This is a genomic window from uncultured Marinobacter sp. (assembly GCF_963974375.1).
In the GTDB taxonomy this organism is placed as follows: Bacteria; Pseudomonadota; Gammaproteobacteria; order Pseudomonadales; family Oleiphilaceae; genus Marinobacter.
Genome location: NZ_CAXBDN010000129.1, coordinates 1 through 11,524, shown reverse-complemented (window position 1 = coordinate 11,524; position 11,524 = coordinate 1). Strand labels below are relative to the sequence as shown.

9 protein-coding genes are annotated in these 11,524 nt (G+C 58.8%); 2 read left to right on the top strand and 7 right to left on the bottom strand.

Annotated elements, in window-relative coordinates; all coding sequences use genetic code 11:
* Window positions 1–34 precede the first annotated feature (34 nt).
* The 6 genes from AAC035_RS12000 to AAC035_RS11975 form a co-directional block, all read right to left on the bottom strand.
* Window positions 35–1,192 (bottom strand): C4-dicarboxylate TRAP transporter substrate-binding protein, encoded by a 1,158-nt coding sequence (locus AAC035_RS12000; protein ID WP_339804409.1) that lies wholly within the window; start codon window positions 1,190–1,192, stop codon window positions 35–37.
* A 104-nt stretch (window positions 1,193–1,296) separates the two neighbouring features.
* A complete protein-coding gene (locus AAC035_RS11995; protein ID WP_339804408.1) occupies window positions 1,297–2,853 on the bottom strand; it encodes a long-chain-fatty-acid--CoA ligase in 1,557 nt (518 codons plus the stop codon).
* A gap of 86 nt (window positions 2,854–2,939) precedes the next feature.
* Window positions 2,940–4,097: a C4-dicarboxylate TRAP transporter substrate-binding protein gene (locus AAC035_RS11990; RefSeq protein WP_339804407.1), complete on the bottom strand. Its 1,158-nt coding sequence runs from the start codon at window positions 4,095–4,097 to the stop codon at window positions 2,940–2,942.
* 406 nt (window positions 4,098–4,503) lie between these two features.
* Window positions 4,504–5,442 carry a nitronate monooxygenase gene (locus AAC035_RS11985; protein ID WP_339804404.1) on the bottom strand — a complete coding sequence of 313 codons (939 nt, stop codon included), beginning with the start codon at window positions 5,440–5,442 and terminating at the stop codon, window positions 4,504–4,506.
* A gap of 59 nt (window positions 5,443–5,501) precedes the next feature.
* A complete protein-coding gene (locus tag AAC035_RS11980) occupies window positions 5,502–7,088 on the bottom strand; it encodes an acyl-CoA synthetase (protein ID WP_339804401.1) in 1,587 nt (528 codons plus the stop codon).
* Between the two features lie 191 nt (window positions 7,089–7,279).
* Complete coding sequence (locus AAC035_RS11975) at window positions 7,280–8,440, bottom strand: C4-dicarboxylate TRAP transporter substrate-binding protein (RefSeq protein ID WP_339804399.1); 1,161 nt, start codon at window positions 8,438–8,440, stop codon at window positions 7,280–7,282.
* A gap of 186 nt (window positions 8,441–8,626) precedes the next feature.
* Here AAC035_RS11975 and AAC035_RS11970 point away from each other — a divergent pair, with 186 nt between their 5' ends.
* Window positions 8,627–9,685: a phosphotransferase family protein gene (locus tag AAC035_RS11970; RefSeq protein ID WP_339804396.1), complete on the top strand. Its 1,059-nt coding sequence runs from the start codon at window positions 8,627–8,629 to the stop codon at window positions 9,683–9,685.
* A 28-nt stretch (window positions 9,686–9,713) separates the two neighbouring features.
* Here the strand turns inward: AAC035_RS11970 and AAC035_RS11965 are convergent, their stop codons facing one another.
* Window positions 9,714–10,142 (bottom strand): PaaI family thioesterase, encoded by a 429-nt coding sequence (locus tag AAC035_RS11965; protein ID WP_339804393.1) that lies wholly within the window; start codon window positions 10,140–10,142, stop codon window positions 9,714–9,716.
* A 178-nt stretch (window positions 10,143–10,320) separates the two neighbouring features.
* Here AAC035_RS11965 and AAC035_RS11960 point away from each other — a divergent pair.
* Window positions 10,321–11,524, top strand: a 1,204-nt coding sequence (locus AAC035_RS11960) for an AMP-binding protein (protein ID WP_339804391.1), incomplete at its 3' end; no start/stop codon positions are given.

Genomic DNA, 11,524 nt, shown 5'->3' with positions numbered 1-11,524 from the left:
CGGTCGGGTAATGTCTGTGAACTGCCTGAAGCGATCAGCGCAGGCCGTAGCTGTTCACGTCCACCTTTGAGAATACCTCGTTCCAGTAGAGTTCGGTCAAGTCGGTGTTGGTTTCAACGCCCTTGGTAATCTCCAGCCAGCGATCCAGCACGACGCGGAACTCGGCGACCATTTCGTCGGCCCGGTTCAGGTTGTGCCGCTCTTTGTAGCGATCCGCAATGGCTACCATGTCCTTTTCGATGAACTCACGGGTTTTGGTGCGGAAGTCTTCATCGGCCTCGTGGACAGTGATGTCCGGCCTGTCGTGAACCAGTTGCAGGTTTGCATCGTGATCTTCCGCGTACAGCCATGCCAGTTCTGCTGCGATGGCGGCCGAGGCGTACATCACGGCTTCACGCTGATCCGGGGCCAGGCCTGTCCAGGTATCCCGGTTGGCATGGGTGGCAATACCGCCGAAGATGCCTCCCGGAACGCCCAGGGTTACGTCACTGATCACTTCGATGAAATTGAAGCTGGTCAGGTCTGGCAGGTTGTGGGCTGTACAATCGATGACGCCCTGGCCAAGTCCCTCATAGGTATCATTGACCGCCATGGATACCGGAGAGGCGCCCATCTCCGTAGCCCAGCGCGACCATTGCGGGCCGCCGATACGGATACGCTTGCCGCGCATTTCGTCTGCGGTGCGGACGGGTGTGTTGCAGAGCAGGTTATAGGGCGTGCTGCCGGCAATGCCCAGAAACACCTGATTACGATCACTGTATTCCTTGACGCATTCCGGGCAGTTCTGGAACACGAATTCGGAAATGGCCCCGCTGAACGCGTAAGTGGCTTCCCTGGCGCTCACATCATCAAGCTCCAGCAACATGGTCAGTTCGGTGATCATGATGGTAGCCGGAAAATCTGAAGAGAAATAAGGTGTTAACACCGCACCAATGTCGGCCAGTCCATCCCGGAGTCCGGATGGTGTCTCCATGAAGCTCAGCAGGGACTGCATGAAGGCCCGTACCTGAACATCACCACCGCTTTTTTCTCCTGCTGCGCTGGTGAAGGCTTCGACCGCTTTGGAGCCGATGGAGCCGTGAGTGGCACCGGAGGCAAAACGCAGTTCCCGGGCATCCGCAAAGCCCGCGCCGGCGGCGAGGGCGACGCTCAGGCCGGAGGCCAGAGCCATTTTTTTCAGATTGGTTCCCATAAAGTAATCCTCTGTCGTTGTTGTTGTATGAGACGTTTCAGTGTGAATCAGCCGTGGCACGAGATAACCCGCCCGTGCCCTCGGGTCTGATGTCGTTGACAGGCTCAGCTGACCTTGCGGTCGCGGTCGCCCCAGTGCTCTTCCCGCAGTTTGAACTTCAATAGCTTGCCGGCACTGGACATGGGCATTTCGTCGCGGATCTCCAGACTGCGGGGCACCTTGTAGTTGGCGATGTGCTGTTTGCAGTGGCTGGTTACTTCCTCCTGGGTCAGGGTGGCGTCGTCTTTCAGCACGACGACCAGGTGAACCCGCTCGCCCCAGTCTTCGTCCGGTACGCCGATAACCGCACACTGGAGAATCTGAGGCATCTGCAGCACCACTTCCTCTACCTCTGCGGAGTAAACGTTCTCGCCGCCGGTGACGATCATGTCCTTGATGCGGTCCACCACGAACACGAAGCCATCTTCATCCATATAGCCGGCATCACCGGTGTGCATCCAGCCACCGCGCAGGGCATCCGCGGTCTGTTCCGGCTTGTTCCAGTAGCCTTGCATAACGGTGGGGCCACGAACCACGATCTCGCCCCGGGTACCGGTAGCTACCGGCTGGTCGTTGCCATCCACAATGCGGATCTCGGCAACAGGCAGAGGCTGGCCGGCAGACATCATGCGGCCGCTGTCCTCTCCCTTCTGGGTGTGCCATTCCGCGGTCAGAATGGTCACTGTGGGGGACAGCTCGGTCATGCCGTAGGCCTGAATGAATCCCGTCTCCGGGAAGGCGGCCTTGGCCCGTTTCAGCAGGGCACTGTCCATGGGGGAGGCGCCGTACATGAAGTGGCGCAGGCTGCTCATGTCGTGTTTGCCGAAATCGGGATGGTTCATCAGCATCCGCAGCATGGTGGGCACCAGGAATATGTCCTGGGCCTTTTCTTTCTCGGCCGCGACCATGACTGCTTTGGGTTCGAACATCGGCAGGATCACGTTGGTGTTCAGCCGCGCCACCGACTGCAGGATCAGGCCGGTACCGGCCACGTGAAAGGCCGGCGCAGCGTGGAGGGTAACGGAGCGGAAATTCAGTCCCGCCACCGCCTGCGAGCCCAGGGCATCGGCAAACAGATTGCCGTGACTCAGCATCACACCCTTGGGCTTGCCGGTGGTGCCGCCGGTGTACATGATGGCGGCCAGATCCTTGTCCTTGCGCAGGGCATCTTCCGCCGGTTCGGCATCGGCCAGCAGGTCCTCATAGGAGAGCGTGCCCTCGGGGGCGGTCTTGTCTCCGGCATAAATGACGGTTTTCAGGGAGGATGAACCGGCTTGCAGGGGGTCCAGCATGGCAAGAAAGGTGTCATCGATCAGCAGTATCTGGCTGTCGCAGTCGTCCAGGGAGTAGATGATTTCCCGGGGGCTCCAGCGGATGTTCACGGGGTTGATCACAGCGCCCGCCCAAACCACACCGAACAGGTATTCCACGTAGCGGTCAGAGTTCAGCCCCAGCATCGCTACCCGGTCACCGGGCTTGACGCCCAGTTTTTTCAGCGCACCGGCAAGCCGGGCCACACGATCAACAAATTCGGCATAGCTCCGCCGCCGTTCACCGAAAACCGTGGCGGTGCGGGTGGGGCATTCAATCAGAGACTTGTGCAGAGGTTGAGTCAGATACATATAAGTTCCTTGTTCATGTTCTTGTCAGGAGTCCAGCGTCATTCCGTGGGCAAAGCCGGCCTGGCCTTGCCCGTTCAGATGGCTGATCAAAGTCCGTAAGTGGATACATCCACCTTCGAGTAGACCTCATCCCAGTAAAGTTTGGAGAGCGCTTCCGGACCGTCTACGTCTTTCACGAGCGCAACCCAGCGTTCCAGAATGGGTTTGAAATTCTCGATCAGCACGTCGGCGTTGTTGATGTCATGTCTTGACTGGTAGGTGCTGGCGATGTTGTCGAGATCCGCCAGAATGAAGGCCTCGGTTGCTTCGGCCAGATCGGCTGCAGGTTCATGAACCGTAATGCCTGGCATGTCCCGGGCCGTCTGCATGTTTTCGATACTGGCTTTTGCATATCTCCAGGTAATGTCAGCGGAGGTGACTGCTGTTCCGTAAAGCATGGACTCACGTCCCAGTTCGCTCAGGCTGGCCCAGCTCTGGGCATTGATACTGTTGCTGGATGCGCCATAGGAGCCGCCGGGAACATCGGTGGTGATATCGGTCACCACTTCCATCATCTTGAAAATGGTGAGCTCAGGGGTGGACTGGATGGTGCAGTCCAGAACTCCCTGGCTGATGCCTTCGTACATTTCGCTGACAGACATCGACACCGGCGATGCCCCGAGATTTTCGGCCCAGCGTGCCCAGTTGGCACCGCCAATCCGCAGGCGCTTGCCGCGGACATCGGCCAGGGAAACCACGGGCTTGTTACACAGCAGTACGTAGCGGGTACTGGCGCCGGCGCCGGCATAGACCTGGTTCTGGGCAGTAAACTCAGCAAGACAGGATGGGCAGTTGAAGAACATGTATTCAGCCATCGCCCCGGCAAACGCCATACCGCTCTTGTGGGCTTCTATATCGCCCAGGTCCAGCAGCATGGACATCTCCCCCAGCATGTTGGCCCGGGGATACTGGCTTGAGGCGTAGGTCAGAAGAACGGCGCCGGAATCGGCCAGGCCATCACGAAGTCCATCGGACATTTCCATGAAGCTGAGCAGGGTTTGTGGATAGGAGCGGGCGGTGTAGGCCCCCTTGGAATATTCCTCGATGGCTTCAACGTACTTGTCCGCTGCGATTGATCCGATGGAATTCGGCGGGTAGCCGGTGGCGTAACGGATTTCCTTTGCCTGAGCTGCGTTTATGGTGATGCCTGTCAGCATGATCGTAGACAGGGTAACGGACGTAAGTGTGTGCTTTGCGAATACCATGACGTTCTCTCCTCACATGGCCGCCGGCTGAAACCGGACTTATGGGCCTGTTGTTGTTTTTGAATCAGAGGTGGAGCAACTCGTTGCGGACCTGTCGGGGCTCGCTACAAGGTGAATCAGGTGGTTCTTAAGCTGATCAGCAGAGTGGTGGCCTGTTGCCTAAGGCGCCTCGGGTCCCTCCGAAAGTTTGGGGAAAATTTGTTCAGTGATTTACCTTAGCCACGGGGAGTGATTCTGTAACTCGTCGGAAGCGACGAGGTTGATGAATTTGTTAGCTGCCTAGACGGTAGGCGGGTTTTCTGCCAGCAGTGGCTTGCCCGGATGCAAGCAAACATTCCTGCAACAATAAAAAACCGGGCCCTGGCGCCCGGTTTTTTGTTGAGTCTATTCAAGTTCTGTCAGGGCCTTAGCGGGCAAACTCATCCGCAGCCATGCGGGCAACAGCCTCCCGGTATTCCCGGGTCAGGCGCTGGATCAGCTCGGCGGTGGCCGGTTTGTCGGTGATGGAGCCGACACCGTGGCCGGCCGACCAAACGGTTTTCCAGGCCTTGGCCTCATTGGCCATATCCAGACCTGCGTGACCTTCCATATCGTCCAGGTCCAGCCCGGCCTTCTCCATGCTTGGCTTCAGGAAGTTGGCGTTTACCCCGGATACCTTGGGGGTGTAGATAATATCGGCGGCCCGGGTCTGGGTAATCATGTCCTTGTAGTCTTCTTCCACCATGGCTTCGTGGGTGGCGATAAAGCGGGTACCCAGATAAGCCAGATCGGCACCCATTAACCGGGCGGCCGCAATCTGTGCGCCAGTGCTGATAGCGCCGGCCAGTATGACGGTGCCATCAAAGACCTGCCGGATTTCCTCCACCAGCGCAAAGGGACTTACCGTACCGGCATGGCCACCGGCACCGGCGGAAACCGCAATAATGCCATCCACCCCTGCCTCTGCAGCCTTCTCGGCATGGCGGCGATTGATGACATCGTGGAACACCAGGCCGCCGTAGGAGTGCACCGCCTTGACCACCTCCGGAACCGCACCCAGTGAAGTGATAACCAGCGGCACCTTGTGTTTGACCACCTGCTCCAAGTCGGCTTCGAGGCGTGGGTTGGAGCGGTGGACAATCAGGTTGACACCGTAGGGTGCGGCCTCTTTACCGGCGAGGCGGGATTCAATCTGCTCCAGCCACTCCACAAAACCTTCAGTGGTGCGCTGATTCAGTGCCGGAAAGGTACCCACCATGCCGTTGAGGCAGGTTTCCACCACCAGGTCAGGCCCGGAGGTGAGGAACATAGGGGCTGCGATGGCAGGCAGTTTGAGTTTGCCCTGGAAGGCTGATGGTATGGCCATGGTCAAGAATCCTGATTGAGAGAATGTTGTTTGTTCAGTTCAGTATTGGCCAGAAACGGTCATTCGGCCTGATCGTAAAGATCCCTGAGATTGCGCTTGAGAATCTTGCCGCTGGGGTTTCGCGGCAGGGAATCTGCAAATACGATTTTCTTGGGTACCTTGAAGCCTGCCAGCCTTTCTTTGCAGTAGCTGATCACCGTGGCTTCATCCAGTTCGGCGTCATCTCTGAGCACTACGATGGCGGTGACGGCTTCGACCCAGACCGGATCCTGGGTGGCGATGACGGCCACTTCCGAGACCTCGTCAATCTGGAAGATGGTTTCTTCCACCTCACGGCTCGACACGTTTTCACCGCCGGTCTTGATCATGTCCTTCTTGCGATCCACCACGCTGAGATAACCTTCCTCGTCAAAGAGTCCCAGGTCACCGGTGTGGAACCAGCCATTCCGGAAGGCTTCCCGGGTGCGCTCCTCATCGTTGAAATAGCCCAGCATCAACTGAGGGGAGCGGTGCACAATCTCACCAATGGTGCCCACTGGTACGTCCTGATCGTTGTCATCTACCACCCGGGTTTCCACGTTGAACACCGGCTGACCGGCGGAACCGGCTTTGCGGATCTGGTCATCGGGACCGAGGATGGTTGCCGTTGGCGCAATCTCGGTCTGCCCATAGAGATTCCAGAGCCGGGTGTGGGGCATCCGCTGCTGCAGTTCCTTCAGTACTGCAACCGGCATGATGGCTGCGCCGTAATAGCCCTTGACCATTTGCCCGAGTTGCTCTGGCTTGAACAGCTCCGATCGCAGCAGCGATATCCAGACTGTAGGGGGTGCAAAAAAGGAGGTCACGCCATAGGCCTGCAGTTTGGGCAGGATGGATTCCGGCGTTGGCGTGGCGGTAATGATGTTGGTGATGCCTGCATAGATACAGGTACCGAAGAACACATCCAGCTGGGCGCAGTGGAACAGCGGCAATGCGTGCAGCATGGTGTCTGAGGTTTCGAAACCGGCCGCCATGATGAGGCTCATGTGCTGAGTGATTACGGCTTCGTGGGTGAGCATGGCGCCCTTGGGCAGAGACTCGGTGCCGCTGGTGTAGACGATCTGCGCAAGCATGTCGGTGGTGACCACCGGCAAGGTGGCATTCAGTCCGGCGCCCTCTTCCAGCAGATCAGGAAAAGACAGCATACCCGGTTCCGGCTTGCTGGCGGTTTCTCCAGGCAGCCATAGAAACGTTTCAACTCTGGTATCCCGGGTAGCGGCGGCCCTGGCGGCTTCCGCCATGACTGAATCGGTGCAGAGTATGCGGGCGCCGGAGTGCCGGAGAATGTACGCGATTTCATCGGCGTTCAGCATGAAGTTGACCGGGACCAATACTGCGCCAATACGGGCGAGGGCAAATCGCAGTGCTACAAAGCCGTGGGAGTTGCGGGCCAGAATCGCGACCTTGTCACCGGGGGCTACGCCTTCCCGAAGCAGGGCCTGGGCGAGTTGGTCGCAGACTGTATTGAACTCGCGGTAGGACCAAGTAGTGTCTCCGCAGATGACCGCTGTCTTGTCCGGTTGCCGGCGGGCAGAGCGGCGGAGCATGCCGGAAATGGTTTGCTCACGGGCCGTTGTAACTGATGTTTCGGTAGCTGGTGTCGTCACGAGAGACTCCTGTCGACCAATTATTGTGTTTTTACAGCAGGCTACGTTCGATAGTGTGGTTCTGAATGGTCAGTGACCTGCCGTGGCTTGCCATGGTTTTTTGAAGGTAAGAGTTTCCTGATGGCCGTTCTCAGGCCGCGCCACCACCCTTTGTTCAGTGCGGCGGGGCGGCCAGTCGGGCCGGTGGTCAGTTATTGACCGTAGCTGGAGACATCCACTTTGGAGAAGATCTCGTCCCAGTAAAGCTGAGCCAGTTCCTCCTGGCTTTCAATACCTTCTACCTTGGCCTGCCAGCGGTTCAGGATCTCGATGAACTGCTCAACCATTTCAGGCGCACCCTCAATGTTGTGGTTTTCTCTGTAGGTTTCACCAATCTTGGCTGAATCCGTGCGGATGAAGTTCTGGGTGGCTTCGACCAGGTCTGCCGCAGGTTCATGGACGGTGATCCGGTCACTGGCGCGGGCGGTCGCCATGTTTTTATCGTGAGTCATCTGATACAGCCAGCTGATATCGGCAGAAAAGGAGGCGCCGGCACGCATGACGCTTTCTTTTTGTTGCTGATCGAGCCCGGCCCAGGTGTTCTTGTTCACGTTACTGACCGCAAGACCGGCAAAGAGCCCGCCTGGAACACCTGTGGTGATATCCGTGGTGACTTCCATCAGGTTGATCAGGGTAAGCTCCGGCGTGGACATCATGGTGCAGTCAAGCACGCCCTGGCTGAGACCCTCATAGACATCGTTATGGGACATGGTGACAGGCGTGGCACCCAGTTCCTGGGCCCAGCGAGACCAGTTGGCGCCGGCTGCACGCAGACGCTTGCCTTTGATTTGTTCCAGTGAGGCCACCGGCTCGTTGCAGAGCAGCCAGTAAGGTGAGGTGGCCCCGATGCCGGTAAAGATCTGGTTCTGATTTTCAAACTCGGTCAGGCACTGAGGGCAGTGGAGGAAAATATACTCCGACAGTGCACCTGCGTAGGCCGGTCCCATCTGCTCGCTTCCCACATCGCCCAGCTGGGCCACCATGGACAGCTCGGCCAGCATGCTGTTCACTGGAAAGGTTGATGGAAAATATGAGAACAGTACCGTGCCGCTGTCCGTAATGCCGTCCCGGATACCATCAGACATTTCTGCCCAGTTGAGCAGTGACAGGGCAAAGACTTTACCGGTCACGGTGCCACCGGAAATGTCTCGCAGAGCATCGGCGTAGTTGTTGGTAGCTTCGGCGCCCATTGAACCCGGCGCATATCCGGTTGCGTGCCGGAGCTGGGATGCAGTCGCAGCCGTGGTGGCCAGTGCGGTGCTGAGCAGGCCTGCCGCGATCAGGTTCTGAACGGTTTTTTGTTTATTTATCATCGGGTTTCTCCAAAGTATTGTTTTTGTATTTGTTGTGATGAAAACCAATCAATTCAGGTTGTTTGATCGACTGATCAAGGAACACCTTAGCGCATAAACCGGTGGGCAGGATCGTCGAATTGGACGAGGCCGGCCGCGCTGCAGATTCGGATACTGGTTGACGAACCTCAGATCAGGATCCGAGCAATGACCTCTCCCGCAGAGACCCAAAAAAGCTGGCAGGAACATATTCCGGAGCAGGCACTCGCCAACTGGATGAGCCAGGAAGGTCTTGGTGAGGGAGCCATCGAAGATGCACACCTGCTCGGCGGTGGCACCCAGAACCTGTTGCTGAAATTCCGTCATAACGACCGGGACTATGTCCTTCGCAGGCCGCCACCTCACCTGCGGGCCAACTCCAATGACACCATGCGCCGGGAAATGCGAATGCTGCAGGCCCTGGCGGACACCGATGTGCCCCATCCGCGGCTGATTGCCGGCTGTTCTGATGAAACCGTTATTGGCGCGGCTTTCTATCTGATGGAACCAGTCGACGGCTTTACGCCGGTGAATGGCCTGCCGCCGGTGTTTGCCGGGGACCCGGCGCTGCGGCACCGGATGGGGCTGGCCCTGGTAGAGGGTATTGCCGGTCTTGGCGCGGTGGACTATCAGGCTGTGGGGCTCGCGGATTTCGGTAATCCGGATCAGTACCTCGAGCGCCAGGTGGGTCGCTGGCGCAGCCAGCTGGACAGCTACCAGACTTTCGCCGGCTGGCCCGGGCCGGATGGCATTCCCGGTGTGGAAACGGTGGCCCGCTGGCTGGAGAACAACCGGCCCGCCAGCTTTGAGCCGGGGATCCTGCACGGTGACTATCATCTGGCCAACGTCATGTACCAGCCCGATGCACCGGAGCTGGCGGCCATAGTGGACTGGGAGCTGACCACCATCGGTGATCCGCTGCTGGATCTGGGCTGGGTGCTGGCCACCTGGCCAGAGCAGGGTATCGCCACCGTACCCACCCTGAAAGTGGAACCCTGGGACGGCTTCCCCTCCAGCGAAGAACTGATCGAACATTACGCTGCCCGCAGCCACCGCTCGCTGGCAGACATTGACTGGTACACCGTGCTGGCCTGTTTCAAACTGGGTATCATTCTCGAGGGTACTTACGCCCGGGCCTGCGCCGGTAAGGCTCCGAAAACCACCGGTGAGTTGTTGCATACCAGCACGGTGAATCTGTTTGAGCGGGCCCTGAGCCGGGTGCGCTGAGCCGGCTCAGGTGGGTGACGGGAAGGCGTTATTTGCTGGCGTGGGACGAGGGTATGGCGTAGGTTACAACGGCGTGGGCCACTGCTTTTTCCAGGTTGCCCTCGGAATAGATGTTGACCTCGCTGAGCACCGAACGACGGCCAAGGTGCAGCACGGTTCCTTTTGCCAGCAAGGCTTTACCTGCTTCCGGTTTGCGCAGGAAGTTGATGTTCAGGTTGCTGGTGACGGCCAGCGGCACGATACCGATATGGGCCAGCACGGCCACATAGGCGGCGGTGTCTGCCGACGACATCATGGTGGGGCCGGACACGGTTCCGCCCGGTCGCAGGTGCGACTCGTCCACCGGTTGACGCACCCAGACAGCCTCTTCACTGACCTGTTCCACGGTGATGGTGGCCTGCGGAAATTCCTGCATCAGAAACGCCTGCAACGCTTCAGCGCTAACCTGTATTGCCATAATCGGGAGCCCTTATCGGTTTTTGTTGTGGTCTTTTCCCATCCTTGCCTGCACACCCGGCACTCGCGTCGTCCAAAACGACGATGTTCCCACCTACCCGGACCGCTATCTTGAGGTTTGCGTCCTACGCGCGCCCACTACAACAACAATCAACGAATAACAGAAGGGACAGCCGATCATGATCTTGCACAAGCCAGAACTGATCAAAGCCTACACCGACCAGGGCTACTGGGGTACCCGAACCCTGCTTGAACGCTTTGACGACAACTGCGCCCGATTCCCGGAGCGGGAGGCCATTGTGGATCCGCCGGACCGGCCGGAACTGGTGGGCACCCAGCCCCGTCGTGTCAGCTGGGGTGAGCTTGAAAAGGCGGTAGCGGCTACGGCGGCGGCACTGGCGGATCGTGGTTTTGGCAAGGATGACGTGCTGGTGGCCCAGCTACCCAACGTCTGGGAACTAGCCATGCTGTACCTGGCCACCGCCAGAGCTGGTGGCGTGCTGACCGCGCTGCCGATGCAGTGGCGCAGCAAGGATGTTGGCTATGTAAAGAAGATGACGGACTCGCGCTTCTATCTCTCGGCCGCTTCCTTCAAAGGCTTTGACTACAAAGGCCTGGGTGAGCAGCTCGGCTTCGACCACTACATTGAGCTGGAGGAGCTGACCCGGATTGCCGGCTCCGAGCCATCGCAGCAGGTGTCTGTGCCCGTCGAGGCCAACGACATCTTCACCCTGTGCTGGACCTCAGGCACCGAGGCGGACCCCAAGGGCTGCCCCATGAGTCACAATAACTGGGAATACCTGATCGGCATGGTGTCCCAGACCTGCGGCATTCAGCCAGCAGACCGTATTCTGTGTGTGGCGCCCCTGGTGAACATGACGGCGGTTGGCGTCAATCTCATTCCCTGGCTGTACGCCGCCGGCACTCTCGTTCTGCACCATCCGATCACCCCGGATATCCTGATGCGCCAGCTGGTGGAAGAGCGCATCCAGTACACCATTCTGGTGCCGGCGATGCTGAACATGATCGTCAAACTGCCCAATGTGGACCAGCTGGACCTGTCCAGTATCCGCACCATCACCACCGGTTCCGCGCCCCCTTCCGCCTTCTCCCTGCAGGAGTTCAAGCGCCGCTGGAACATCGACATCGTCAACATCTGGGGCCAGAACGAAGGCACCTCCCTGGTGGCCGGACCGGCGGATGTGCCGGAGCTGGAGCGCCGGGTCGACCATCTGCCCTGGTGGGGCAAGCCCGGCCATCAGTGGGCCTCGGGCGTGAAGGGCATTGAAGTCAAAATTCTGGACGACGATGACAGTGAGCTGACGGAACCCGGCGCTATCGGCGAGCTCTGCTATCGCAGTCCCGGTCTGTTCGCGGGATATT

What these genes read in the sequence shown, in the direction of transcription:
- AAC035_RS12000 (WP_339804409.1), bottom strand. Translation starts at nt 1,192, where the DNA reads ATGGGAACCAATCTGAAAAAAATGGCTCTGGCCTCCGGCCTGAGCGTC.
- AAC035_RS11995 (WP_339804408.1), bottom strand. Translation starts at nt 2,853, where the DNA reads ATGTATCTGACTCAACCTCTGCACAAGTCTCTGATTGAATGCCCCACC.
- AAC035_RS11990 (WP_339804407.1), bottom strand. Translation starts at nt 4,097, where the DNA reads ATGGTATTCGCAAAGCACACACTTACGTCCGTTACCCTGTCTACGATC.
- AAC035_RS11985 (WP_339804404.1), bottom strand. Translation starts at nt 5,442, where the DNA reads ATGGCCATACCATCAGCCTTCCAGGGCAAACTCAAACTGCCTGCCATC.
- AAC035_RS11975 (WP_339804399.1), bottom strand. Translation starts at nt 8,440, where the DNA reads ATGATAAATAAACAAAAAACCGTTCAGAACCTGATCGCGGCAGGCCTG.
- AAC035_RS11970 (WP_339804396.1), top strand. Translation starts at nt 8,627, where the DNA reads ATGACCTCTCCCGCAGAGACCCAAAAAAGCTGGCAGGAACATATTCCG.
- AAC035_RS11965 (WP_339804393.1), bottom strand. Translation starts at nt 10,142, where the DNA reads ATGGCAATACAGGTTAGCGCTGAAGCGTTGCAGGCGTTTCTGATGCAG.